At 71.4% G+C, this 25,852-nt stretch carries 21 protein-coding genes and 1 pseudogene; 13 read left to right on the forward strand and 9 right to left on the reverse strand.

Annotated features, from left to right (window positions below):
* Positions 1–241: 241 nt before the first annotated feature.
* The 3 genes from ABZ855_RS17745 to ABZ855_RS17755 all read right to left on the reverse strand — a co-directional run bounded on the left by ABZ855_RS17745 (position 242) and on the right by ABZ855_RS17755 (position 6,286).
* Positions 242–3,649, reverse strand: coding sequence for a S8 family serine peptidase (locus ABZ855_RS17745; protein ID WP_360807731.1), 3,408 nt, complete (start codon positions 3,647–3,649; stop codon positions 242–244).
* A 282-nt stretch (positions 3,650–3,931) separates the two neighbouring features.
* The gene (locus ABZ855_RS17750; protein ID WP_360807733.1) at positions 3,932–4,609 is read right to left on the reverse strand and encodes a response regulator transcription factor; all 678 of its coding nucleotides are present in this window, start codon (positions 4,607–4,609) and stop codon (positions 3,932–3,934) included.
* Between the two features lie 12 nt (positions 4,610–4,621).
* A complete protein-coding gene (locus tag ABZ855_RS17755; protein ID WP_360807735.1) occupies positions 4,622–6,286 on the reverse strand; it encodes a histidine kinase in 1,665 nt (554 codons plus the stop codon).
* 349 nt (positions 6,287–6,635) lie between these two features.
* Between ABZ855_RS17755 and ABZ855_RS17760 the strand changes: the two genes are divergently transcribed.
* The 5 genes from ABZ855_RS17760 to ABZ855_RS17780 all read left to right on the forward strand — a co-directional run bounded on the left by ABZ855_RS17760 (position 6,636) and on the right by ABZ855_RS17780 (position 12,168).
* Positions 6,636–7,562: a hypothetical protein gene (locus ABZ855_RS17760; protein ID WP_360807737.1), complete on the forward strand. Its 927-nt coding sequence runs from the start codon at positions 6,636–6,638 to the stop codon at positions 7,560–7,562.
* Positions 7,563–7,638: 76 nt separating this feature from the next.
* Positions 7,639–9,720 carry an RICIN domain-containing protein gene (locus tag ABZ855_RS17765; protein WP_360807739.1) on the forward strand — a complete coding sequence of 694 codons (2,082 nt, stop codon included), beginning with the start codon at positions 7,639–7,641 and terminating at the stop codon, positions 9,718–9,720.
* Between the two features lie 356 nt (positions 9,721–10,076).
* On the forward strand, positions 10,077–11,069 hold the full coding sequence (gene dhaK / locus ABZ855_RS17770) for a dihydroxyacetone kinase subunit DhaK (protein ID WP_360807741.1): 993 nt from the start codon (positions 10,077–10,079) through the stop codon (positions 11,067–11,069).
* A gap of 78 nt (positions 11,070–11,147) precedes the next feature.
* Positions 11,148–11,747 (forward strand): dihydroxyacetone kinase subunit DhaL, encoded by a 600-nt coding sequence (gene dhaL, locus ABZ855_RS17775; protein ID WP_360807743.1) that lies wholly within the window; start codon positions 11,148–11,150, stop codon positions 11,745–11,747.
* 10 nt (positions 11,748–11,757) lie between these two features.
* Positions 11,758–12,168, forward strand: a complete 411-nt coding sequence (locus ABZ855_RS17780) for a PTS fructose transporter subunit IIA (protein WP_360808053.1) — start codon at positions 11,758–11,760, stop codon at positions 12,166–12,168.
* A gap of 279 nt (positions 12,169–12,447) precedes the next feature.
* Here ABZ855_RS17780 and ABZ855_RS17785 read toward each other — a convergent pair.
* Positions 12,448–13,125: pseudogene (locus tag ABZ855_RS17785) on the reverse strand (glycoside hydrolase family 75 protein); the annotation flags it as partial.
* 405 nt (positions 13,126–13,530) lie between these two features.
* On the opposite strand from ABZ855_RS17785, the gene ABZ855_RS17790 reads away from it, so the two are divergent.
* Complete coding sequence (locus ABZ855_RS17790) at positions 13,531–14,466, forward strand: fibronectin type III domain-containing protein (protein ID WP_360808055.1); 936 nt, start codon at positions 13,531–13,533, stop codon at positions 14,464–14,466.
* A gap of 207 nt (positions 14,467–14,673) precedes the next feature.
* Complete coding sequence (locus tag ABZ855_RS17795; protein WP_360807745.1) at positions 14,674–15,234, forward strand: hypothetical protein; 561 nt, start codon at positions 14,674–14,676, stop codon at positions 15,232–15,234.
* 120 nt (positions 15,235–15,354) lie between these two features.
* On the opposite strand, the gene ABZ855_RS17800 is transcribed toward ABZ855_RS17795, so the two are convergent.
* The 3 genes from ABZ855_RS17800 to ABZ855_RS17810 form a co-directional block, all read right to left on the reverse strand.
* A complete protein-coding gene (locus ABZ855_RS17800; protein ID WP_360807747.1) occupies positions 15,355–16,149 on the reverse strand; it encodes a putative protein N(5)-glutamine methyltransferase in 795 nt (264 codons plus the stop codon).
* A 208-nt stretch (positions 16,150–16,357) separates the two neighbouring features.
* Complete coding sequence (locus tag ABZ855_RS17805) at positions 16,358–17,080, reverse strand: GNAT family N-acetyltransferase (protein ID WP_360807749.1); 723 nt, start codon at positions 17,078–17,080, stop codon at positions 16,358–16,360.
* The gene (locus ABZ855_RS17810) at positions 17,077–18,000 is read right to left on the reverse strand and encodes an NADP-dependent oxidoreductase (protein ID WP_360807751.1); all 924 of its coding nucleotides are present in this window, start codon (positions 17,998–18,000) and stop codon (positions 17,077–17,079) included. The genes ABZ855_RS17805 and ABZ855_RS17810 overlap by 4 nt, the downstream gene beginning before the upstream one ends.
* A 230-nt stretch (positions 18,001–18,230) precedes the next feature.
* Here ABZ855_RS17810 and ABZ855_RS17815 point away from each other — a divergent pair, with 230 nt between their 5' ends.
* The 3 genes from ABZ855_RS17815 to ABZ855_RS17825 all read left to right on the forward strand — a co-directional run bounded on the left by ABZ855_RS17815 (position 18,231) and on the right by ABZ855_RS17825 (position 20,309).
* Positions 18,231–18,836 carry a sulfite oxidase-like oxidoreductase gene (locus ABZ855_RS17815; protein WP_360807753.1) on the forward strand — a complete coding sequence of 202 codons (606 nt, stop codon included), beginning with the start codon at positions 18,231–18,233 and terminating at the stop codon, positions 18,834–18,836.
* Positions 18,829–19,587: a ferredoxin reductase gene (locus tag ABZ855_RS17820; protein WP_360807755.1), complete on the forward strand. Its 759-nt coding sequence runs from the start codon at positions 18,829–18,831 to the stop codon at positions 19,585–19,587. Before ABZ855_RS17815 ends, ABZ855_RS17820 begins: the two co-directional genes overlap by 8 nt.
* 122 nt (positions 19,588–19,709) lie before the next feature.
* A complete protein-coding gene (locus tag ABZ855_RS17825) occupies positions 19,710–20,309 on the forward strand; it encodes a hypothetical protein (protein ID WP_360807757.1) in 600 nt (199 codons plus the stop codon).
* Between the two features lie 11 nt (positions 20,310–20,320).
* On the opposite strand, the gene ABZ855_RS17830 is transcribed toward ABZ855_RS17825, so the two are convergent.
* On the reverse strand, positions 20,321–21,679 hold the full coding sequence (locus tag ABZ855_RS17830) for an 8-oxoguanine deaminase (protein ID WP_360807759.1): 1,359 nt from the start codon (positions 21,677–21,679) through the stop codon (positions 20,321–20,323).
* Between the two features lie 133 nt (positions 21,680–21,812).
* On the opposite strand from ABZ855_RS17830, the gene ABZ855_RS17835 reads away from it, so the two are divergent.
* The 3 genes from ABZ855_RS17835 to ABZ855_RS17845 all read left to right on the forward strand — a co-directional run bounded on the left by ABZ855_RS17835 (position 21,813) and on the right by ABZ855_RS17845 (position 25,067).
* A complete protein-coding gene (locus tag ABZ855_RS17835) occupies positions 21,813–22,781 on the forward strand; it encodes an acetylxylan esterase (RefSeq protein ID WP_319202815.1) in 969 nt (322 codons plus the stop codon).
* A 119-nt stretch (positions 22,782–22,900) separates the two neighbouring features.
* Positions 22,901–24,067, forward strand: coding sequence for a serine hydrolase domain-containing protein (locus ABZ855_RS17840; RefSeq protein WP_360807762.1), 1,167 nt, complete (start codon positions 22,901–22,903; stop codon positions 24,065–24,067).
* A 178-nt stretch (positions 24,068–24,245) separates the two neighbouring features.
* A complete protein-coding gene (locus ABZ855_RS17845; RefSeq protein ID WP_360807764.1) occupies positions 24,246–25,067 on the forward strand; it encodes an alpha/beta hydrolase in 822 nt (273 codons plus the stop codon).
* On the opposite strand, the gene ABZ855_RS17850 is transcribed toward ABZ855_RS17845, so the two are convergent.
* Entirely contained in the window at positions 25,057–25,833 is a 777-nt protein-coding gene (locus ABZ855_RS17850; protein WP_360807766.1) for a class I SAM-dependent methyltransferase, read from the reverse strand. The genes ABZ855_RS17845 and ABZ855_RS17850 overlap by 11 nt on opposite strands.
* Positions 25,834–25,852: the final 19 nt, after the last annotated feature.

The following is a 25,852-nucleotide window of genomic DNA, read 5'->3' on the forward strand; positions in this document are numbered from 1 at the left end:
CGAGGCGGGGCCCGATGACGGTTCCCGGCCGCTGGGGTTGGGACCGGTACGGCCCCAACTCCGCGTGCCGCAACGACATCGACTGCCCACCCGACAAGCTCTGCGAGCACGGCCGCTGCGTGTGAGCCCCCGGCCCGCCACCGCTACCGCTGCGCAGCGGCACGCGCCGACGCCGCCGGTCCACCGAGGGGGCGGTGAACCGGCGGCGTCGTCTTACCGTTGTGGTCAGAGGGTGGTCAGCTCAATTCACGGTGCGGTAGGCGTCGATCAGCGTCTGGGTGACCCGGTTGCCCTTGGTGTCGACGGCCGTGGCACGGAACGACACCGAGCCAGGGGTCTTCGGCTGGCTCAGTGTCACGGACCGCTTGCCGTCGGCCGCACCGTGGACCGCCGTGCTCTTCCAGGTGCGCCCGCCGTCGTAGGACACCTTGACGGCCAGGGACTTGAGCGCGCCCGGGGCCGCCGCAGCGCCCTGGACCACCAGCGGGACGGAGATGCGGGTCCCTGCCTTGGCGGTACTGTCCAGGCTGAGTTTCGGGGTGAAACGGACGACGGACAACGGCATGGTGACGTAGGCATCGGGCGAGGGACGCAGAGTGAAGTCCCAGACCGTGGAGACGCGGGTGCCGACGCGGTACACGGCGGCCCTGCGGGTCGCGTCCATGCTGAGCCGATAGCGGGCGGTGCGGTCGCTCAGGCCGCTGCCTCCTTCGAGGGAGTCGCACAAGTCCTGCTTCTCATCGAGGAGGACGGTGTCGCCCATGGTGAACCGGGTGCGGTACGCGGCTTCGGAAGGGCCGAGGTAGCCGGTGTGGCCTGAGCCGTCGCTGAACAAGGGCACGCAGATCCCGTAGTTGGACTTCATGTACTCCCCGCCGTAGCCCTCGGGCAGGGAGGGGCCGAACACAGCGGTGCCGAAGTTCCTTTCCCGGTAGGAGCGGCCGGGCAGATAAGGGTGGTGCTCACCCTCCCAGGACCCCAGCAGGGAATCGGCCTCGGTACCGAAGGTCGTAGTCAGTTTCCAGCGCAAACCCCCTTCCGCCGAAAGGTAGTTGACCGCTGAGCCGTACGGCGCCTTCCGCGCGACTCCGGCAAGTGCGGGAACGTTGATGGCCTCTTCCCAGCCGGGCACGGTCCAGGCCGCGCTGGGCGTGACCCGGGCGCCCGCCGGGACGGGCCCCATGGCGGTGACGATCTTCGCCAGACCGCGTGCGGAGACGGTTCGGTTCAGTCCGGTGAACATCGATCCCCTGCGGGTGACGACGAGGCCGTACAGCGGATCGGTGGCTCCGCGCTGCCAGATACCGCCGTACTGGACGACGAAGTCCTTCGTGGGAGCGGACGGCCCGGCCTGGGCCACCCGGACGGTGTCGTAGTCGTCCGCGATCAGACCGTTGTAGTACCCGGTCCCGGGGGTACCGGCCGCGAAGAGCAGCTGCGCGCTGCGCAGACGTGCCCGTGCGTCGGGCGCGGTGACGCGGACGGGCTTGGCGGTGCGGGCGTCGAGGGTCAGCGCGCGGTCCCTGTCCATCATCAGCCTGGGCGTCACCAGCCAGGACAGCTCGGAGCGGCTCCCGTTGTCGTCCTCCATCATGGTGTCCACCGTGTAACGCCCCTTGGGCAGCCGGACGGTGACGACGCCGTCACCGTCCTTGTCGCCATAGTCGTAGGGCAGATACAGCCGGGGCCGGTCCAGGGCGGCGACAGCCAGAGCGGTGTTCCTGGCGGGCTTTCCGTCGCGACCGGTGACCTTCAGGGTCAGCGTGTACGAGGGCACCTCGCGCACGACCCCGACGGGGGTGCGCACCGTTTGCCCGCCGCCCGTCGCGGTCACCGAGGCGGACCAGAGCCCGTCGGCCGGCCCGCCGGTGCGCGTGTCGGCCGTGACGGTGGCTTTCGCCGTGCCGCCGGCCGGGATGGTCAGCCGTGCCGGCGAGACGCTGAACAAGGCCGCGGACGCTGTGCGGTCGCCCGGACCGACCGGACCGACCGGATCAGCCATCGACAGGTCGAGAGTGACCGGCCGGTCGCTGAAGTTGCTGTAGGTGAGGGTGCGACGGACCGGCTTGTCGTCAGCGTGCGGCCACTGCTGGACACCGAGATCGAGGGAGGCGGGCTCGACGCTCACCTCCTGCCGGATGGCCCGGGTGAGATCGACCCGGCCGGCCCCCGCCGCATAGGCGCTCTGCCCGGCGAGCGGCTTGGCGGAGGCCATCACGGCGGCCTTGAGGCGCGGGCCGGTCCAGTCCGGATGCTGCTGGGCGACGATGGCGACGGCACCGGCGACCGCCGGGGTGGCCATCGAGGTGCCGGAATAGACGACATAGCCGGGGATCGGGCCGTTGCTCCCCGGACTGTGGGCGGCCTTGGCCGCGGCGATCTCCACGCCGGGTGCGGACAGGTCGGGCTTCATGGCGTTGTCGGCTGTCGGCCCTCGGCTGGAGAAGTCGGCGAGGCGGTCCTCGCGGTCCACGGCGGCCACGGTGAGCGCCGACTCCGCGGAGCCCGGAGAGTCGACCGTGGCATCGTCGGGCCCCTCATTGCCCGCGGCGATGGTGAACAGGGTGCCGGAGGACTTCGACAGGTCGTTCACCGCCTGCTCGATCGGGTCCGCACCGATGGAGTCCGTGCCGCCCAGGCTCATGCTGACGATCCTGGCCTTCTGCTGCACCGCCCACTGCATGCCGGCGATGATCCCCGAGTCGGAGGCGGTGGCGCCGTCGAAGACCTTGCCGACGAGCAGCCGGGCGCCGGGCGCGACGCCCATGTACTTGCCATCGCTCCTGGCACCGGACCCGGCGATGATGGAGGCCACATGCGTGCCGTGCCCGTCGGTGTCGTCCGTGGTGCCGCTGCCGCTGAAGTCCTCGGCCTTGAGGATGGCCTTCTTCACGTCGGGGTGCGTGGCGTCGATGCCGGTGTCCAGGACCGCCACGTCGACGCCTTTGCCGTCGTAGCCCGCCTTCCACGCCACCGGCGCGCCGATCTGGACCGGGCCGCCCTCGGGATCGGGGGCGCCCGCCTGCCTCGCCGCCGTGAGGCCGCGGTCCGCGGGGAGTTTCCTAAGGCCGTCCAGCCAGACCCGGTCGACGCCGGGAGCGGTCTGCAAGGCGCCGGCCCGACCGGCGGGACGGTCGGTCAGCGCGGCCAGGACCTGGCCAATCCGTGCCTTGGGCGCGGCGATCGACTCCCCGCGCACCGCGGGCAGCGGGCGTTGGACATCGGCGTCGGCGGCGCGCAGCGCCTGCCGGGCGTCGCCCTGCGCGGCGCCCTTCCCGTACGTCACGATCAGCGGCAGGGTTCGCCGGTGCGCGTCGTCGTAGTCGGCGGCGGCGAGCCCCGTCACGTCGAACAGCCTCCGGTCCAGACGGCCTTCGGCCAGCAGACCGACGACATCCACGGGAGTCACATACGTGTGCCCGGCGAAGCGCTGCACGGACACCGGTATCCCGGCACGTCCCGGGCCGCGCCTGACCTCCGTGACCCTGCCCCTGGCGTCCAGGGCCACCGTGTCCCCGGTGATCAGCGTGATCCGCTCGACCGTACGGCCCACCGTGCCCTGCACAGGCGGCGGAGCCCCCGCGCTGCCGTCGGCTCCTGGCCCCGGCACAGCTGTCGCGGGCAGTGCCCCGCCGACCATGCCCAGCATGGCTGTGGAGGCGACACCCGCACAAACCGCCCTGCGTATCGTTCCTCTTCTGCTTCCGTCTTCCCACTCCACCCCATCGATTCCCTCCCGGACAGGCCTGTGCACCACAGGACATGAGTGGATGTCACGGTCCGCCCTCCGGCGGCCGACGGGTCCGACTCTTGCCCGGGGGAACAGCCCGGCACCTCACCCGAACGGACACGCCTTCTCGTCCGATCGGTAGATGGCGCAGACAGTGAAGGAAGGGAAGCTTGGTGAAGGTGTGTCAGTGAGGACGTACGCTCACTCCGTCGGCAGCAGGCCGGCTTCGTGAGCGAGGATCGCGGCCTGGACGCGGTTGACGCAGCCCAGCTTGGTCAGTATGTGCCGCACATGCGTCTTCACGGTGCCCTCGCCCAAGTAGAGCCTTCTGCCGATCTCGGCGTTGGACAGCCCGAGGCCGACCAGGACGAGCACGTCCTGCTCTCGGGCGGTCAGAACCTGTAACTGCCGTCGTGCTTCGGCGTTCCGTCGCCCATGGGTGAGCACGTACCGATCGATCAGGTCCCGGGTGACGCGCGGCGAGAGGATGGCCTCGCCGCGCGCGGCGACGCGTACCGCCTGGATGAGTTCCTGAGGGCCGGTGTCCTTCAGCACGAAGCCCGCGGCGCCGGCCTGGAGCGCGCGGGTGATGTACTCGTCCTCACCGAACGTGGTGAGCATGACGACCCGTACCGACGAGGCAAAGGCAGCCAGCCTCTCGGCGGCGGCGAGGCCGTCCACGCGCGGCATCCGGACGTCCATCAGCACCACGTCGATGCGGTGGCTGACGGCGAGGTCGACCGCCTCGGCGCCGTCGGCGGCCTCCGCGACCACCTCGATGCCTTCGGCGCGGGCCAGGACAAGGCGCAGACCCGCCCGCATCAGGGCTTCGTCGTCGGCCAGCAGAACTCGGATCGGCCCGGTCGGATCATCGCTCATACGCGTCGCGTCCTAGGAATCTTCGATGACGTCGTCGTCGACGTCGTATTCACTCATGCCGATCAGACGGTCCCCGCGAAAGCAGAACCGGACGATACGGACCTGGAATTGCCAGTCCTGCACGTACATACAGGAGTCGCGGGAAGGGGTGGGTGACTCCACCAGCCGGGCGGCGAGCCGCGCTATCGGGTCGTCCTCGCCTGCTATGTAGGTGACTTCCTCCCGGGTCATACCGAGCTTCACCATCTCGGACAGGGGGGAAGACACCATCTTCCGGTAGTCCGCGAAGGACCAGGGCATCACAGAGAGCGCGACGGAGAGCAGCGCCGCGACGCCGACCAGGCAGGCGGCGAGCACCACACTCGTGCCCTGGCGCACCCAATAGCCGAAAAGCGTATGCGGCCTGGCAGTTCGAGCCGTCGTGGCCGATGTCGCCCGGTTGTCGACGGCTGCACTGTTCCGCTGGCCCCGCCGGGTGCCGGGAACGGCCCCCGTGGGCTCGCGAAGGGGCAGTTCGGCGCTCATCCGGAAGCCGCCGTCCTCGGTGGGCCCGGCGGAGAAGTCACCACCGAGCAGGGCCACCCGCTCCTGCACGCCGACAAGTCCCATTCCGGTACCGGGCGCGAGCGGGGTCCTGGCGGACGGCGGTGGGCGACTGCTTCCGTTGCGAAGGTCGACGCGTACGGTGTCCCGGCCGCGCTCGACCACGACGGTGACGGCCGAACCGGACGCATGCCGGTGCACGTTGGTCAGCCCCTCGCGGACGATGCGGTGTACGGCCCGTCGCACGGGAGCGGCGACGTCGGACAGGTCGGGACCCTGCCACGTCAGGCCGATGTCAACGCCCGCCGACCGGGATTCCCCGATCAGTCGCTCTATGTCCGAGCGAACACCGGTCTCCTCGGCCGGCTGCAGCACCGCAGCCTCGTGGCCCGGGGTCCGCAGGATGCCGAGGATCAGGCGCAGTTCCCGCATCGCCGTCTGGGCCGTACCGCGGATCAGGGCAGCCTCACCGCCGTCGCCCTTGCCACCGTCGATACGGGCCTCTTCGGCCGATGCCAGCTCCAGCGCTCCCGCGTACTGAGAGATCAGGCTGAGCCGGTGGCCGAGCTGATCGTGCATCTCCTGGGCTATGCGGGACTGCTCCTGGAGACGTGCCGTCGACTGAGCCAACCGGTAGTTCTCCTCCAGGAACAGGGCACGCTCCCGCAGCGCACGGATCACGCGATCCGTCGTCCCGAGCAGGGCCCGCACCCCGGCCGGCAACCCCAGGCAGACCAGGGCCGTGAGCAGGTGAAGCGCCGTCACCACGGAGGCCGGCATGGGGCTGGAGAGCACGGCTACGCCGTAACCGATCAGGGCGGTCACGCCCAGGACGGCGAGCCGCCGCACCGCCGGCCTGGGCTGCCCGCAGACCCTGAAGGCCGCCACCGCGAGAGCACTGCCCGACACGGGCCACCAGCCGAACAACGCGCTCGCGGCGATCACCGCGACGGTCGGCGACCACAGTCGGAGCAGCGTGGTGAGGAGCGCACCGCCCACGGGCGCCCACATCAGAGTCTCCTCCCCGGGGGAGCCCGTCGGCGCCCACTCAGGATTGCTCCACTGTGTGGCCGAGACCCATGTGACCAGCGCGACCAAGCCGAGCAGCCCGAACTCCCGCACGACCCGTTCCATCGGTCGCGCGCTCGGAGACGCCAGAGCCTGAGCCCCCTGCACGATGCGGGATACGACCACCGGCCGCACATCGTTCACCACCGGGCCGGAAACCTCCGGTTCCACTGGAGCCCGGGAACGACCTACCTCGTAGAACTACCGGGTACCGCGAGACCCGCAGATTTACCAGTAGCTGCGGAGGAACCTCCGGACCGACGCTTGATCCACGTCATAGCGGGGCCGGTCCGGCGCACGGCGCCGCGACCTCCCCCGCCCGAAGACGGTACGCACTGGTCCGCGCCTGAAAGCGCTCTCACCCCGGCGGCGCCGCAGGCGCACGACCGTAACCACTCCCCGACACGGAGAGCTCATGTTCGATCGAGCAGCAATGCATCTGCCCAGGTGGCGGATGCGATACCGGGTATCGGCGCTCGCGGCGCTCCTCGCCGCCGTCGCCATCCTGACCCAGGCCGTCCTCTGGACCAGTCCGGCGCGCGCCGCAGGGCTCTTCTCCTGCACGCCGGGCAACACCTCGACGACCTCGTGTACCAATATCGTCAACAACGAGGTGGTCAGCCAACGGCCGAGGCCGGACGAGGTGTACCGCGGCGACTCGCGGCAGCCGTACGACATCTTCAACCACGGCTTCACGGCGGTCGGCGACGACTACGACATCCCACGCCACGTGCACGGAGGCAACGGCGCGCGCAGCGGCTGGATCTCCACCAGCGAGTCGCTGCCGGAGGCGGAGGCCTTCGCCCGCAGCCAGGGCGGCCGCAATCTCGCCTCGGCGGCGGCGCAGCCCCAGTGCCGGGCCGGGCGGTTCGCGCAATGGTCCCCCATTCCAGGACTCGGCTGGTGGCGGACCGAGGACTGCAGCAACGGGTGGGTGCAAGCGGACACCTACGTGTATGTCATCGATTCCCACATGGAGCGCAATGCCATCTACATCCCCGACCAGGTGCGCGGGGACCCGACGCTGGAGCGCTACGCGACCCAAAGGGAATGGGCCTACGAACACCACATCCCGGGCTCCGGGGTTGCGGGCGTGCGCATCTACCGCATGAGGGCGCGCATGACTAACGGAAGGATCGACTTCCGGACCCAGACGTTCACCTATCTCCGCTTCGAGGGCAACTCCCGTCACACAGAGCGGCAGATCTCCTACGACCCGGGCGCCGACCCGGCGGCCCACTTCAGCGCGAGCACCCACCTCGGCGTCCCCCCCCTCCCGGGGAACCCGTATCACCGCGGCTGCGCGACAGTCGACCGGTGCAGGGGCGGCAACGGTGGCTGAGACCGACCCGACTTCCAACGCACCAGGCGACGCGTACGCCACCGTGACCGCCCACCTCCCGCACCCGAGGAAGACCATGCCGGAAAACGCATTCACAGCGCCGGGCCACAGACGCACCACGCCCTGGGGGCGCTCACGCTTCGCTCTGTTCGCCCTTTTGCCCCTGCTGCTGGGGGCCGGCTCACTGCTGCCGGCCGAGCCCGCGCATGCCGACACAGTCAACGGCCTGCTGCTGTGGTACCCGCTCAACGAGGCCTCGGGCACGGTCGCCACCGACTCCTCCGGCCACGGCAACGACGGCACCGTCAAGGGCACCGCCTCCTGGGGCGGCGACCAGGGCCTGACCTTCGACGGCACCGACACCTACATCCAGGCCCCCAACAACATCATGGCGGGGCTGAACTCCATCACCGTCTCCTTCGACACATGGATCGACTCGACCCAGACCACCCCGTACTTCCTCTACGGCTTCGGCAACACCAACACCGGCAACGGCCAGGGCAACGGCTACCTGATGGCCGGCGGCAGCAACTTCCGCAGCTCCATCACCACCACCAACTACACCGGCGAGAAGACCACCAGCCCCGGCACCGCGCTGCCGTCCGGAACCTGGACACACGTCACCTACACCCAGACCGGCACCACCGGCACCCTCTACAAGGACGGCGTGCAGGTGTCCCAGAACACCTCGATCAACGTCACGCCGGGTGCGATCGGCGGCGGCGTCACCGCCGCGGACTTCATCGGCCGCTCCCTGTACGCCACGGACCACTACTTCAAGGGCAAGATGCGCAACTTCCGCGTCTACGACCACGCCCTGAACGCCACCCAGGTCCAGGCCGACGCCGGCGCCCAGTGGGAGGAAGTGGAGGAACTCGCCGAATACAACGGCGCCCTGACCGCGTTCGAAGACCCGAACATCGGTCCCGTCATCATCTTCCCGTCCGACTACACCGGCGACATCAACAACCTGCAGCACCCGAGCGGCTGGACCGACTCCACCGGCGCCACCCCGACCAGCTGGCCCACCACCACCACCGCCAAGAGCGTCATGTTCACCCAGGACCAGATCGACACCGTGCAGGACGCGGTCGTCAACGCGATCCAGCCCGACGGCGACACCACCTACTCCCTGTCCGTGCACTACGACGGCATGAGCGACCGGATCATCGCGCAGACCAACGCCCCCTCGTCCATCACCGACCCGCTGGTCACCCAGTACCCCAACCAGCTCGTCATCCAGGGGCCGCCCGCCAACACCGCGCCCACCACGTGCGCGCCCCAGGTCTCGCTCGACACCAACCCCGGCAACGCCGGGGGCGAGACCGCCGCGAGCGAGCAGCTGCAGGCCCTGGCCGACTACAACTGCGCCCTGGCCTCCTTCCAGGATCCGAAGATCGGCCCGGTGATCATCTTCCCGTCCGACTACTCGGGGGACATCAACAACCTGCAGCAGCCGACCAGCTGGACCGACTCCAGCGGCGCCACCCCGACCAGCTGGCCCACCCCCACCACCGCCAAGAGCGTCCTGTTCACCGCCGACAAGGTCCAGCAGATCATCGCCGCCGCCGTCGCGCAGATCCAGCCCGCCGACTCCACGGTGTTCTACAGCCTGTCCGTGCACTACGACGGGATGAGCGACCGGATCGTGGTCAACACCGACGCACCGTCGTCGGTCACCAGCCCCCTGGTGAGCGCCTACCCCGGCCAGATCACCGTGGCGAGCCAGACGGCCCCGGCAATGAAGATCATCGACAAGAACAGCAACCTCAACCTGGGCGTCTCCGGATCCTCGACCGCTCCCGGCGGCGGGGCCGTGCAGCTCGATCCCGACACCACGACCAACCAGCAGTGGAAGCTGGTGGCCGCTGAAGCGGGCTACTACAAGATCGTGAATGTGAACAGCGGCCTGCTGCTGGGCATCTCCAGCGCCTCCACGGCGGCAGGCGCCACCGCCGTGCAGTGGACCGACAACGGCAGCGCGGACCAGCGGTGGCAGGTGGTCGACGACGGCGGCGGCTACGTCAAGCTGGTGAACAAGAACAGCGGCCTGCTGCTCGGCGTCTCCAGCGCGTCCACGTCCGCGGGAGCCACCGCCGTGCAGTGGACGGACAACGGCAGCGCGGACCAACGGTGGCAGCTCAGCCCCGCCGGCTGACGCAGGCTGAAGCTCCTGGCAGATGGGTGGTCGACCAAGACCAACCTTCTCCGCCAGGAGCTTCGCCGTGTTTGACTGCCCGTCCGGGCTGGATCTGTCCGCTTCAGCGCTACGGCGACGGGTAAGCCCTGCTCGCCCTGGCCCACCTGCGGCCGCCTCCGGCTCACCATGGCCGCTGTCGCACACGTGACCCGCGCCCGGTCAGCGTCGATACTTCCGAGAGCAGGCATATGGAATCGTTCAACCAGTACACCGACCGCATCTGACACCCCGCCATGGACAACTGGCACAACCGAACTCTGACCAGCAAAAACTCAGGTCAGAGGCTCATCTGCTGATCTCACCAGGAGGTACCCGTGAAGATGCTCATCAACGTTCCGGAGACCGTGGTCGCCGACGCGCTGCGGGGTATGGCGGCGGCCCATCCCGAGTTGACCGTCGATGTGGAGAACCGGGTGATCGTGCGGCGGGACGCGCCCGTTGCCGGAAAGGTCGCCCTCGTCTCGGGTGGCGGGTCGGGCCATGAGCCGTTGCACGGAGGGTTCGTGGGGCCGGGGATGCTGTCGGCGGCCTGCCCGGGTGAGGTGTTCACGTCTCCCGTGCCCGACCAGATGGTGCGGGCCGCGGCCGCCGTGGACAGCGGGGAGGGCGTGCTGTTCATCGTGAAGAACTACACCGGCGACGTCCTCAACTTCGACATGGCGGCCGAACTCGCCGAGGACGAGGGCATCCAGGTCGCGAAGGTCCTCGTCAACGACGACGTCGCCGTGACCGACAGCCTCTACACGGCCGGACGGCGTGGCACGGGCGGCACCCTGTTCGTGGAGAAGATCGCCGGTGCGGCGGCGGAGGAAGGGCGCCCGTTGGAGCGGGTGCGCTCCATCGCCCAGCGGGTCAACGACGGCTCCCGCACCTTCGGCGTCGCACTCGGCGCCTGCACCACCCCCGCCAAGGGCAGCCCCACCTTCGATCTGCCGCCGGGCGAGCTGGAGTTGGGCGTGGGCATCCACGGTGAACCCGGCCGGGAGCGGCGCCCGATGATGACCTCGGGGGAGATCGCCGACTTCGCGGTGGAGGCCGTACTGGAGGACCTGAACCCGCGTAATCCCGTGCTGCTGCTGGTCAACGGGATGGGCGCGACGCCGCTGCTGGAGCTGTACGGGTTCAACGCCGAGGTGCAGCGCGTGCTGGACGGGCGCGGGGTCGCCGTGGCCCGCACCCTGGTCGGGAACTACGTCACCTCGCTCGACATGGCCGGGGCCTCGGTGACCCTGTGCGAGATCGACGAGGATCTTCTCGGGCTCTATGACGCGCCGGTGCGTACGGCGGGTCTGCGCTGGGGCATGTGAGCCCGGACGGGCGCGAACCGGCGGTCACAGCCGGGTTCGACAGCGAGACCGACGTACCTACCACGCAAGGAGAACCCTGTGCTCGACGCCGACTTCTTCCGGCGCTGGCTGACGGCGACGGCCGTGTCCGTCGACCGTGAGGCGGAGCGGCTCACCGCTCTGGACTCGCCGATCGGCGACGCCGACCACGGCAGCAATCTGCGCCGCGGCTTCAACGCCGTGGCCGACGTCCTGGAGAAGGACGCACCCGACACGCCGGGCGCCGTCCTCACCCTCGCCGGACGCCAACTCATCTCGACGGTCGGCGGCGCCTCCGGACCCCTGTACGGGACCCTGCTGCGCCGGACGGGCAAGGCGCTCGGTGAGACGGCCGAGGTGAGCGCGCCGGACTTCGCGCAGGCGCTGCGCGCCGGGGTGGACGCGGTGATGACGCTCGGCGGTGCGGTGCCCGGCGACAAGACGATGATCGACGCCTTGGTGCCCGCCGTGGACGCCCTCGGTGAGTCGTTCGCCGCCGCGCGCACGGCCGCCGAACAGGGCGCCCTCGCGACGACGCCGCTGCGGGCCCGTAAGGGCAGGGCGAGTTATCTCGGCGAGCGCAGCGTCGGTCACCAGGATCCGGGGGCCACCTCGGCGGCGCTGCTGATCGCGGCTCTCGCGGAGACCGCCGGTGAGTGACGGCGACGGCGTGGGCGGCGAGGGGTTGGTCGGGGTCGTACTGGTGTCGCACAGCGCGGCGGTGGCCGACTCGGTGGCGGATCTGGCCCGGGGGCTCGTGGGCGGCGGTGCGACCGTTCCCGTCGCCGCGGCCGGCGGCACCGAGTCCGGCGGGCTCGGCACGAGCGCCGAGCTGATCACGGCGGCGGCCCGTTCCGTGGACCAGGGGGCCGGAGTCGCCGTCCTGATGGATCTGGGCAGTGCGGTCCTCACGGTGAAGGCGCTGCTGGCGGAGGGCGACGAACTCCCGGCCGGGACCCGGCTGGTGGACGCGCCGTTCGTCGAGGGCGCGGTGGCGGCGGTCGTCACGGCGTCGACGGGAGCCGACCTCGCGGCGGTCGAGGCGGCGGCCGCGGAGGCGTACACGTACCGGAAGGCGTGAGGGAGGGCGGGGAGGAAGCGGCGGGGTACGGTTGGACGACCGGCCCGCCGCGTCTGCCGGGGCCCGTCCGGGCGGGCCGGCTCAGCCGCCGTTCATGCCCCCGCCGTTCATGCCCCCGTCGCTCCCGTTGCCCCCATCGCTCACGTCACTCCCGTTGCTTACGTTGCTCGCGTTGCTCGCGTTGCTCGCGTTGCTGTCGATGCTCACGTCGCTCGCACTGCTGTCGCCGATCTGGTCGCCCTGGTCGCTCTCGCTGCTGTCGTCGAACGCGTCGACCTGGCCCACGAATTGTTTCGCCAGCTGCTCTCCCAGCTCCACCGCCGCCGCGTGGTCCTCGATCGGCGACACCCTGGAGTTCTTGAAGACGATGTACGTGACTCCGTAGGGGGCCCCGCCGCCGTGCGGGTCGGGGTTGATGCCGAGCGCGTCGGCGGTGGCGTAGGAGGCCTCGCCGATGATGTCGCGCGGGCCGGTGTCGCCGACGACCGCGTACTGCACCCGGTCCTTGTAGACGACGGCGGCGACCGAGCCGCCCCGGATGCCGTATTCACGGTAGTTCCAGATGCTGCTGGCGACCGGTACGACGATGAACGGCAGGCGTTCGGGGTCCAGTTGACGGCCGTCGGACTGCTGGTAGGCGGTGCTGTCGGCGAAGGACGGGTCGGTGCGGCTGTTGCAGCGCGGCCCCGGGCTGCCGTCGCAGTCGATGTCCATGTCGGCCTTCCAGAACACGGCTTCCGCAGTCCCGCAGACAGGGATGTCGGCCCGGGTTCCGGCATCGCTGCGGTAGTGGCCGTGGGACACGGGCGCGCAGTCACGCACCCTGGCCAGCAGGTCGGCGGCCCGGACGCTGCCCTCGTACCGCACCGGTTCGTGCGAGTGGAGGGCGCCGGGCAGCGTGGTCGGGGCGAGCAGGGCGGCGCCGGCCGCGGCGAGCGTCAGCGTCTGGACACGCACGATAGGAGGCCTCTCCTGGGGGATCTGACGGACACTCGGTCCAATCTGGTGCCGGTCCGATCACGTGGCCACCGTTAGGGGGCCGTACGGTGCATGCCCCGAACTCCCGACAGGGGCCGGGCGTCTGAGCCTGCGTCGGCTCCGGCCGCCCGGCCGCCCGCACCGGCGCGGGTCCTGCGACGACAGCGGTTCCGCGCCCCTGACATGAACTGCCGCAACGACAGGGCGAGTTCAGCCTTGATGAGCGTCAGCATACGTAATCGCGGCGGCCGTAGGACAACCGCGCCCCCCTTGTGCGCACACCCCGCCGGGTCCATATTGGTCCGGACCAATACCGTGCGGGAGGGCGGAGGAGGGGCAGCTGTGCGACACGTCGTCCGGTACGTGACTGTCGTGGGCGGGGGGCTGCTGCTCACCGTCTCCTGCGCCTGGAGCGGGGACGGGAGCGGTACGGGGGTCCGGCTCCCGCCCGCCCCGGCCGGGGTCACGGCCGCCGCGGGCAGCGCCACCAGCGTCCATGTGATGTGGAACCGGGCGCCGGACGGGCCCGCGGCGGCCGTGTACGAGGTGTACCGGGGCGAGGTGAAGGTCAGGGAGGTGCCCGGTTCGGAGCACATGGTGGATGTCGTCGGGCTCGCACCGTCCACCGCGTACGTCTTCACCGTGCGGGCGCGGAACGCGGACGGGCACTCCGGGCCACCCAGCGCGGGCGTCCGCGCGAGGACCCCCGCCGCCTCCCCCGCGGACACCGCCGCACCGACCCGCCCAGGCCGTACGCGGGGCGACCGGGCCGGCAGCCGGTCGGCGGAGTTGTCGTGGGGCGCGTCGACGGACGACCGGGGTGTGGTCTCGTACGACATCTACCAGGGCGCCGTGAGAATCCACACCGTGGGCGGGGACCGGACGGCGGCCGTGGTCACCGGGCTGCGACCGGGCACCGACTACACCTTCACAGTCCGCGCGCGCGACGCCGCCGACAACGTCTCCCCCGCCGCTGCCCCCGTACGGCTGACCACCGCGCCGGGCACCGACGCCGGCCGCGCCACCGCCCCCACCGGTTTCCGTGCGGCGACCCGTCCCTCCGCCGGGGCGTACTACCTCGACCTGTCCTGGGTGCCGCCGCGTGCGGACGGCGTGATCACGGAGTACGACATCCAGCTGGACGGGCGTCCGGCGACCTCCCTCGTATGGGGCGGGCCCGCTCCGCGCGGACGGGCCTCGTACAGCTTCTATGTGGGCCGGGAAGCCGGGACCGTCCACCGGGTGCGGATCAGGGCGCGGCTGCCGGACGGCACTTGGGGCGGGTTCTCGGCGGAGCGGTCGGTGACGACGGCGCCGTAGGGCGACGCCGTCGGTGTCGGGCCCGGGTCGCCCGCACGGCGCATCGGCGGTCCGCCGTACGAACGAATCCGTCACCTGCCCGGTGGCCGTCCGGGTGCGGCCCCGGCCGGGGGCACGTTGGCTGGCCCCGAGGCAGCACGGGCGATCCCCGACCCCTCGGCGGCGCATGGGACGTACCGCCAACCGTGCCGCCGGAGGGCAGTCCACATGCGAACCGTTCCACTCCTCCTCCGATCCGGCCTGACCGTGGCGGCCATCTCCGTGCTTCCGCTCGCCCTCACCGCCCAGACCGCTTCGGCGGCCGGGATCTCCGTGAGCACCAGCGGGTCGACGGTCTCGGTGACCACCAGCGCCTGCCCTACCAGCAGCGGCAGCGGCTACGGCAGCGCCTCGCTCCTCAACAGCAGCCAGCGGGCCTTCAACGACGGGCGTGTGGTCACGCTGTCGGGCACGAGCACCAGTCAGTCCGCCGTCTGGTCCGATGTCCCCGTCGGCACCCACACCGTCACCGTGCGCTGCGCGAACGGTTCCACCGCCGGTTCCCAGGCGGTCATCGTCAGCACCGCCCCGACACCCACCGTTCCCACCTCGACGCCCACCATCTCCGCCACGGCCTCCGCCCCCAGCAGGGGCGTGATGGGCGGACTCGGCGGTGCCGCCAGGGACTACGGCACCGTCACCCTGGTGGCGGGCGGCGCGCTGGTCGCGATCGGTGTGGTGGCGGCGGCCTGGGTACTGCGCCGGCGTGCCAAGCCCCACCGCCTCTGAGCCGGGCCCGCGCGACGGCCGCCGGTCCCCCACGCGAGAGTGCTCGCGCGGACGGCCGACGGCCGCCCGGCGTGTCTAGGGCCTGTCGTCAAATTCCCGCCTGCCTCGCGACGACAGGCCCTAGTGGCCGACGCCGATCACCACGGTCGCGTACAGCTCCTCGGAGATCGCGAGCCGCGTGGCCAGGCCGCCTGCCTCGAACGCCTCGATCGCGGACGGTGCCTGGCGTTCGCTCGTCTCGACGAGGAGGCAGCCGCCGGGGGCCAGCCACCGGCGTGCCCCGGCGGCGACCCTGCGCAGTACGTCGAGGCCGTCGCCGCCGCCGTCCAGGGCGACCAGGGGTTCGTGGTCGCGCGCTTCCGGGGGCAGCAGCCCCACCTCGTCGGTGGGGACGTAGGGCACGTTGGCGGCGAGGATGCCGACCCGGCCGCGCAGGTCGGCGGGCAGGGCGTCGAACAGGTCGCCCTCGTGTGCGTGGCCGCCGTACGCGGCGACATTGCTGCGGGCGCAGCGCACGGCCGCAGGGTCGATGTCGGCGACGTGCAGTTCGACGCCGGTGAGCGCGGCGGCCAGCGCGGCGCCGACCGCGCCCGAGCCGCAGCACAGGTCCACGACGACGGAGGCGTCCGGGGCCTGGGCGAGGGCCTCGGCGACCAGGAACTCGGTGCGTCTGCGCGGCACGAACACGCCGGCCTCGACGGCGATGCGCAGTCCGCCGAACTCGGCCCAGCCCAGGACGTGTTCGAGCGGCAGGCCCGAGGCGCGACGGGCGACCATGGCGGCCAGTTCCTGCGGGTCACGGGCGGTGGCGAGTATCAGGCGTGCCTCGTCCTCGGCGAAGACACAGCCGGCGGCGCGCAGGGCGGCGACGACGGGAGCCGGGGTGGAGGCGGGCGAAGAAGAACTGGGGGGCATTGAATGGAGAGCCTTTCGAAAGCCGAAGGGCGCTCTCGCGGTCGCCTAGCGGAGGCGGCCCGCGCTGCCTCGAGATGAGAGCACCCGACCTGACACAGCGGTAATGGGTCTCACCTCCCGTGACGATGTCCGGCTGGGGCGTTCCACAGCCGGACGGCAACACTACCCGAACAGTCGAGCGCGGGCTCCCCAACTCCAGTTGTTCCCGCTACGGCACCGCCAACTCCCGCTCGTCGCCCAGGCGTTCAGGTACGCGGGCGGCCAGGAACGCGGTTCTGCGGCGCAGCCGGAAGCCGAGAGACTCGTAGAGCCGGATGGCGTGGGTGTTCCGTGCGGCGGTGTGCAGGAAGGGCGTCTCTCCGCGTTCCCGGATGCCGTGTCCGACCGCGCGGATCAGTCGGGTCGCCAGGCCCTGGCCGCGAACCGCGGGATCGGTGCAGACCGCGCTGATCTCGGTCCAGCCGGGCGGATGCAGCCGCTCCCCCGCCATGGCGACGAGGGCGCCGTCCCGGCGGATGCCCAGATAGGTGCCCATCTCGACGGTACGGGGCAGGAACGGGCCGGGCTGGGTCCGTTCGACGAGGTCGAGCATCTCGGGCACGTCTGCGGGGCCGAGGCGGACCGACTCCGGGTCCGGCTCGGCGAGGAGGCCGTCATCCACCAACTGCACGCCCTCGATCTCGAACGTGATCTCCCAGCCCTCCGGGACCCGTCCCGCGAAACCCGCCAGTGGCACCTCCGCACCGGGGCCCGCGAGCCGGGCGACATCGGCCCAGTCGTCGGCGACGGGCTCGTCGGGCAACGCCAGCCACGGCGACACGTCGACGGGGTAGCGCAGCACCCTGCCGCGCCGCTCGGCGAAGTGGGCGTGCGGGCCGGTCAGCGAGGCCAGGGCGGGATTGTCGAGGACATGCGCCGTGTCGACGTTCATCGGGCGACCTCGATCACGATCTTGCCGCGCGTATGGCCCTCCTCGACCGTGCGCAGGGCCTCGTCGGCCCGGTCGAGCGGGAAGGTGCCGGTCACATGCGGGTTCAGGTCGCCGCGTACGACGAGGTCCGCGACCGCCTCGAGGACGGCGGCGTTTCGGGCGCGGACGACCCGGGCGCCGCCCAGCTCCTCCACGGCTTCGGCGGACGCGCCCACCGTGACCAGCTTCGTGCGGTCGGCCAGCAGGGTCGCCGCCTCGGCGAGCACCTCGCCGCCGACGACGTCGTACACGCCGTCGACGCCCTCCGGGGCCGCCGCCCGCACCCGCTCCGCCAGTCCGGGGCCGGACGGCACGTGCACCGCGCCCAACGACTCGACGAAGTCCTTCTTGCCGTCGCTCGCGACGCCGACGACCCGCAGTCCCCGGGTCCGGGCGATCTGGACGATCGCGGCGCCGACGCCGCCGCCCGCGCCGGTGACCAGCAGGGTCGCGCCCTCGGGCAGGGCGAGCTGGCCCACGCCGTCGTACGCGGTCGCCGCCGCGACGGGCAGGGTCGCCGCGTCCGTGAAGGAGAGCGCGGCCGGCTTGGCGGCGGTCACCGTGACCGGCAGCAGCGCGTACTCGGCGTAGCCGCCGGCGACCGGGTTGCCGAAGACTTCGTCCCCGACGGCGAACCCGGTGACGTCCTCACCGACCTCCGTGACGACCCCGGCGACCTCGTTGCCGAAGACGGCGGGCAGTTCGCGCGCCGCGCCACCCGCGCGGGCGTAGCCGGTGCGCTGCTTCCAGTCGACGGGGTTCACACCGGCCGCGCGGACCGCCACGAGCAGCTGTCCGGGCCCGGGGCTCGGCCGGTCCACGTCGATCAACGCCTCGGTCTCCGGACCGCCGAACCGTGTGAAGACGTACGCCTTGGGCATCTGCTCCCACTTTCCTTGTTCACTGACCGGTCGATCGGCGCCGATCACCAGGATCCGCACTCAACGCCAAGGCCGATCGCCCGAGCGCTATTCCCGTGGGTGCGGAGACCGGTGGAGAGTTCATACACCCGCAATGATCACCGCCGACCCGGCGTCCGGGGCACCCACGCCGACCCCGTACGGTGGTACGCGACCCACTGACCAGGCCTGACCGTGAGGCGCCCCACCCCATGAACGTCACCCGAGGCTTCACCGGACGCCCGCGCGTCCACAACTCCGGTCTGCCGCCCGGCCAGTACGACGCGGGCGACGACTGGCCCGTCCTGTCCGCCGAGGTCACCCCCGATCTGGCGCCCGCGGACTGGTCCTTCCGGATCGACGGCCTGGTGGCCGAACCCCGCACCTGGGACTGGGCCGAGGCCCACGCGCTGCCCGCGTCGGCGTACGAGGGTGACATCCACTGTGTGACGAGCTGGTCGAAGTTCGGGGTGCGCTTCGGCGGCGTGTCACTGGACGCGTTCCTCGACGCGGTACGGCCGGACGCGTCCGCCACGCACGCCGTCGCCTACTCGCACACCGGGTACACCACGAACCTCCCGCTCGCCGATCTGACCGGCGGCCGGGCGTGGATCGCCTGGGAGTACGAGGGCCGGCCGCTGCCCGCCGAGCACGGTGGCCCCGCGCGGCTGCTGGTGCCGCACCTGTACTTCTGGAAGAGCGCCAAGTGGATCGCGGGCCTGCGCCTCCTCGACCACGACGAGCCGGGGTTCTGGGAGCAGAACGGCTATCACGCGCGCGGCAACCCCTGGGAGGAACAGAGGTACTCCGGTGACTGAGGCCTTCGTCCCGCCGACCCGTTTCGCGGTGCCCGGCCGGATCGCCGTCAGCAGTCGTGCGGCGGCCCTCTGGCAGACGGCGACGCTCACCGAGGTCCGCCGGGAGACGCCCCACGCGTCCACCTTCCGGTTCGCGGTGCCGGGCTGGGCGGGTCATCTGCCCGGCCAGCATCTGATGCTGCGGCTGCGGGCCGACGACGGTTACACGGCCCAGCGCCACTATTCGATCGCGTCACCGCCGGACGACGCCGGTCACATCGAACTGACCCTGGACCACGTCGTGGGCGGCGAGGTCTCCGGCTGGTTCCACACGGTGGCCAAGCCCGGCGACGAGGTGGAGGTGCGCGGCCCGCTCAGCGGCTTCTTCGCCTGGCCGGGCGACCGGCCCGCGCTGCTGATCGGCGCGGGCTCCGGGGTCGTACCGCTGATGTCGATGATCCGCCACCACCGCGCGCGCGGCCTGACCGTGCCGCTGCGGCTGCTGGTGTCCGCGCGCGGCCCCGAGGAGCTGATCTACGCGCGGGAGTACGGGGCCGAGACCACGCCCGTCTTCACCCGCCGGGCGCCCGAAGGTCAGCCGGTCGGCAGGCTGGCGGCCGCCCAGGTGGCATCGGCGCTGGCGGCCGAGCAGCCGCCGGGTGGCTGGGAGGCGTATGTGTGCGGCTCCAACGCGTTCGCCGAGCACGCCTCACGTCTGCTGGTGGCGGCGGGCCAGCCCGTGGACCGGATCCGGATCGAACGCTTCGGCTGAGGCCAGGACCGGGCCTCGGTGCCAGGGTGGTGCGCCGGGCCCACGGGGGCGCGAGCCCGTCGTGCGCGCTGACTCTCGTGCGCGGCTCCCGTTCACACGGTGGCACGGGCGACGATGGGCCGGTGGGAGTCCCAGGGCTGACGCGGGTGTACGGCCTGCGCCGGCGGCGCAATCCGCTGCGGCGCCGGTCGGACGTCGTGGAGGCGTGGACGAGGCTCGTCCTCGCCGTGACGCTGTTCGTCGGCGCGCCCCTGGCCGGGCTGCTTTCGGCGCGCTGGGCGTACGACGAAGGGCGCGCGACGGTCACGGCACAGCGTGCCGAGCGTCATCGCGTCCACGCGGTGGCCGTCGCCGCGGCCGGAACGGGGGCGGCGCCTCCCGCGCTCGCCGGCCGTCAGTACCTGTACCGCGTGCGGGTGCTGTGGACGGAGCCCGGGGCGGGGACTCACACGGCGACGGCACATGTGCCGGCCGGTACACGCCGTGGTGACACCATCGATCTGTGGCTCGACCGGCGCGGACGGATCGTCGCCCCGCCGCCGGGCGCCGCCGCGGTCCGGCAGCACACGGTGGCCGTGGGCATCTGCGCCACCGGCGTGACCGCCGGACTGGTCCTCGTCACCCGAACCGCCTTACGCCGTACGGTCGTTCAGCGTCGGCTCGGGGAATGGGAACGCGCGTGGGCGCGCACGGAACCGGAGTGGACGGGACGGCGGCCGTAATCCATACGTCTCTATGCCATCTCCTGCATCCGGCGGGCGATCCGGCCATGGTCGGTGAGCGCGTCCCGCAGTCCCGAAAGGACGGGTTCGCCCCGGTCGACGAGGACGCGTCCGGCGACCACCGTCGTCCACGCGCGGGCCGGTCCGCAGCGCAGCCACGCCTCCACGGGGTCGCTGAGCGCACCGGCGAGCGCGACCTCGTGCAGGTCCCAGACGACCAGGTCGGCGCAGGCCCCAGGCCGCAGATGCCCGAGTTCGTCGGCGCGTCCCAGACAGCGCGCCGAGCCCCGGGTGGCGATGTCGAGGGCGTCGCGCGCGGTCATGGCGCCGGGGCCGCCCCGGTAGCGGCCGAGGAGCAGGGCGCCGCGTGTCTCCATCCAGAGCGAGGCGTGATCGGTGGAGGCGGAGCCGTCGCAGCCGATGCCGACGGGCAGCCCCAGTTCACGCATCTCCTTCACGCGGGCCGTGCCGCCGCCGATGAGCATGTTGGAGCTGGGGCAGTGCGCGACGCCGACGCCCGCGGCGGCCAGCCGGCGCAGTTCGGCGTCGTTCGGGTAGATGCAGTGCGCGACCCAGGTGCGGTCGCTCATCCACCCGGCCTCCTCGAAGTACTCGACGGGCCGGCAGCCGTATGTCTCCAGGCAGTACGTGTCCTCGTCGTGGTCCTCCGCGAGATGCGTGTGGAGGCGTACGTCGTACCGCTCGGCGAGTTCGGCGGTGGCGGTCATGAGCTCCTTGGTCACCGAGAAGGGTGAGCAGGGGGCGAGGGCGACCCGGATCAGCGCGCCCGATTGCGGGTCGTGGTGGGCCTTGATCAGCCGTTCGCTGTCGGCGAGGACCTCGTCCTCGGTCTGGGTGACGCTTCGGGGCGGCAGACCGCCGTCCTCCACGGACCGGGTCATCGAACCGCGGGTGGCGTGGAAGCGGAAGCCGATGTCGCGGGCGGCACGGATCTCGGCGTCGACGAGCCCGGGACGGGGGTGGACGTACAGGTGGTCGGAGGAGGTGGTGCAGCCGCCCATGAGGAGTTCGGCCATGCCGACGTACGCGGAAACGTACGCCGCCTCCTCGTCGAGTGCGGCCCACAGCGGGTAGAGGGTGGTCAGCCAGTCGAAGAGGGTGCCATTGACGGCGGGCGCGTAGGAGCGGGTGAGGTTCTGGTAGATGTGGTGGTGCGTGTTGATCAGGCCCGGGGTGACGAGTCGCCCGGCCGCCGAAACGACGCGCAGCGCCTCGGGCTCGGTCCCGGGGGTGCCCACGGCGGTGACGCGTCCGCCGTCGACGGCGACCCACCCGCCGGGAATCTCGCGCGCGCCGTCCACGACGAGCAGTTCGGCATCCCTGACCAGCAGTTCCACAGCAGTCGGCATGGGCGTCATCGTAGAGGTGCGCGGTCCGCGCGGGGCTCCCGGCAGGGGCGCGCGGCCTGGCGGGTCGCGGGCCCTCCCACGTACGGTGTGATCATCCGCAAGCGCTTGCCACTACCCGCGAAGGTGGTCCTGCATGGCCCAGTTCGACCTCCCCCTCGACGAACTCATCGAGTACCGCAGCGCGTCCGCGGAGCCCGAGGACTTCGACGCCTTCTGGTCCAAGACGCTCCAGGAGACCCGGGAACACGACCTGGACGCCCGTTTCGAACCGGTGGACACAGGTCTGACCACGGTCGACGTGTACGACGTGACGTTCGCCGGATTCGGCGGCCATCCGGTGAAGGGCTGGCTGCGGCTGCCCGCCGGCGCCTCCGAACCGCTGCCGGTGGTCGTGGAGTTCATCGGCTACGGCGGCGGACGCGGTCTGCCGCACGAGAACCTGCTGTGGGCGTCGACCGGCCGGGCCCACTTCGCCATGGACACACGCGGCCAGGGCAGCGCCTGGGGCGGCGGTGGCGGTACGGCCGACCCGGTGGGCAACGCGCCCTCGTACCCCGGGTTCATGACCCGTGGCATCGACGCGCCCGAGAACTACTACTACCGGCGGGTCTACACGGACGCGGTGCGCGCGGTGGAGGCGGCCCGTTCGCATCCGCTCGTCGACGCGGCGCGCACGGTGGCGCTGGGTTCCAGTCAGGGCGGCGGGATCACGATCGCGGTCGGCGGGCTGGTCCCGGACCTGGTCGCGGTCGCCCCGGACGTGCCGTTCCTGTGCGACTTCCCGCGCGCGGCGACCCTCACGGACCGTCACCCCTACCGCGAGATCGGCAGTTATCTCAAGACCCACCGCGGCCGTACGGCCGACGCGCTGAAGACGCTCGCCTACTTCGACGGCGTGCACTTCGCGGCCCGCGGCCGGTCCCCGGCACTCTTCTCGACGGCCCTGGAGGACCAGACCTGCCCGCCCTCCACGGTGTTCGCCGCGTTCAACGCCTGGGCGCACGACGACAAGAAGGTCGAGGTCTACGACTTCAACGACCACGAGGGCGGCGGCCCCTACCAGGAGGCGACGAAGATGAGCTGGCTGCGCTCGTACGCCTGACGGGCCGGTGGCCGACTGGTCGACTCCGACGCCTTCCGCGCGATCCGACCAGTCGGTATGTTCATCGGTGCCGGGTCACAGCGTCGTGGCCCGGTGTTCCGGCGAACCACGGAGGACCCATGTCCGAGCACGTCCCACTCGTTCACGGCGACTGCGACGCACGCTTCGCGGCGGTGCGCACGGCGTTCGAGGAGAACTTCCGCGACCGCGAGGAACTGGGCGCCGCGGTGAGCGTCACGGTCGACGGCGAGACCGTGGTCGACCTGTGGGGCGGCTGGGCCGACTCGGGGCGCACGCGCGCGTGGGAGCACGACACGCTCGTCAACGTGTGGTCGACGTCGAAGGGGCCGACGGCGCTGTGCGCGCACATCCTCGCCGACCGGGGGCTGCTCGACCTCGACGCCCCGGTGGCCACGTACTGGCCGGAGTTCGCGGCGGCCGGCAAGGAGGGCGTCCTCGTACGGCATCTGCTGTCGCACCGCTCGGGTCTGTCCGGCCTGCGGGAGCCGCACTCGCTGGCGGAGCTCTACGACTGGGAGCTGACGACCAGTCGGCTGGCGGCGACGGAGCCCTGGTGGGAGCCGGGGACACAGTCCGGCTATCACGCGATCACCTACGGCTTCCTGGTCGGCGAGGTGGTCCGCCGGGTGTCGGGGCTGCTGCCGGGCGCCTTCCTGGAGCGCGAGGTGACCGGGCCGCTGGGCATCGACTTCCGCCTCGGACTGCCGGAGAAGGAGGCCGGGCGGGCCGCCGAACTGGTGCAGCCGCCTGCTGCCTCCAGCAGCGAACAGGCCGCGATCTTCGCCCAGTTGACGCCTGCCGCCATCGCCGCCCTGGCCAATCCCCTCGCGGGCGCGGCCGAGGCGAACAGCCCAGGGTGGCGGGCCGCCGAGATACCGGCGGCCAACGGCCACGGCACGGCGCGTGCGATCGCCGCCCTGTACGGAGTGTTCGCGGGACAGGGCTCGTACGGCGGACGTCGCATCCTCTCCCCCGAGTCGGCCGAGCGGGTGCGCGAGGGACAGGGCAGCTGCCGCGACCTGGTGCTCGGCGCGGGCTTCGACCACGAGACGGAGATCGGACTCGGGCTGTGGCTCAGTGGGCCCAACGGATCCTACGGGCCGAATCCGAGGGCGTACGGCCATGACGGCTTCGGCGGTTCCTGCGGCCTGGCCGACCCGGACGGCGGAGTGTCCCTGGGGTATGTCATGAACCGTATGGGGCCCCATATCGCCGACGACCCACGCAAGATGGCACTCATCGACGCGCTCTACAGCGCGCTCTGACCTCAGGTAAGGACCACAGGGACTGAGTGGGTCGTACCGGCTGGATGGCAGGTGCAGTCGGATGACAGATTCGGTGAAGGCGGCGTGCGCATAGGTTCGAGACATGACATCCGACGGCGTACCGCAGACAGTGCGGACCGCGCGTCCGTCGGATGACGTCTCCACCTGAAAGGCATTCATGAGCACCTTCACCACCTCCGACGGAACCGAGATCTTCTTCAAGGACTGGGGGACGGGGCAGCCGGTGGTGTTCAGCCACGGCTGGCCGCTGAACGCGGACGCATGGGACGGTCAGGCCCGTCTGGTCGCCGAGAACGGCTTCCGGGCCGTCGCGCACGACCGGCGGGGGCACGGCCGTTCCGCGCAGCCGTGGCAGGGCAACCACATGGACCAGTACGCGGACGACCTGGGCGAACTGATCGAGTCGCTGGACCTCGACAACGTCGTCCTCGTCGGCCACTCCACCGGCGGCGGCGAGGTGACCCGCTACATCGGCCGACACGGCACGGCCCGGGTCGCCAAGGTCGTCCTGCTGGGCGCGGTGCCCCCGGTGATGCTGCGGACGGACACCAACCCCGAGGGCACGCCCATGGAGGCCTTCGACGGCATCCGGGCCGGCGTCGAGGGTGACCGTTCGCAGTTCTACTGGGACCTCAGCGAGGCCTTCTTCGGCTTCAACCGTCCGGACGCGACCCCGTCCGAGGGCCTGCGCCGCGCGTTCTGGCTGTGGAGCATGCAGGTCGGGCTGAAGGCGGCCTACGACTGCGTCAAGCAGTTCTCTGAGTCCGACTTCACCGAGGACCTGGGCCGCATCGACGTACCGACGCTGATCGCGCACGGCGCCGACGACCAGATCGTGCCGATCGCCGCCTCGGCGGAGAAGGCGGCGCAGCTGGTCAAGGACGCGACGCTGAAGGTCTACCCGGGCGCCCCGCACGGCCTGGTGGGCGAGTTCGAGAAGGCGTTCAACGCCGACCTGCTGGAGTTCATCAAGAGCTGACGGGGTACCCGCCGGCGGTCCGCGTCGCCACCACCATCCGGCAGCGCGGACTGCCGTCCGGGCGTCGCCCGAACTCGGGCAGCGCGACGGTCTCCACGTCGAAGCCGGCGTGCGTCAACTCCCTTCGTACGTCGGCCAGTCGGAAGTCCCGGTAGTACATGACGAACGGTGGCCGCCAGACGGCGTTGCGCACCCTCATCACCGTGTCGAAGCCCAGCAACGCCCAGTAGGCGAGCGTTCCCGGGCGGGCCGGCGCCACGATGGGAAAGGCGAAACGCCCGCCCTGCCGCAGTACGGAATGAACTTGGGCGAACAGTCCCGGCAGTTCGTCCAGCAGGAAGTGCCCGAACGCGCCGAAGCTGACCACCAGATCGAAGGCGGGGGCGGCCGAGGGGGCGGACGCGAAGGGCAGGGCGCGGGCATCACCTCGGACGAGGGAGACACGGGGTCCGTCAGCCCCTTCGCCCATCCCCTTACGCTGCCTGGCCACTTCCAGCATGCCCGCGCTGATGTCGATGCCGGTGACGCTCCCCCGGCACACCCGTTCCAGCACCGTGAGTCCGGCGCCGGTGCCGCAGCACAGGTCGAGTCCGTCGTCGAAGGGTCCGAGCGGGCCGAGCGCCGACGTCACCGCGTCGAGGATCGTGTCCGGGGTGCGGAACGGCGTGTGGTCGAACTTCGCCGCGAGCAGGTCGTAGCCGTGCTCCACGGACGACAGGGCCTGCACGGCGAGTTCACGGATCGTCGGGCCTTCGGGGCTGAACATCGGCCCAGCTTAGAAGGAG

This window comes from Streptomyces sp. NPDC047042 (assembly GCF_040644035.1).
Classification (GTDB): domain Bacteria; phylum Actinomycetota; class Actinomycetes; order Streptomycetales; family Streptomycetaceae; genus Streptomyces.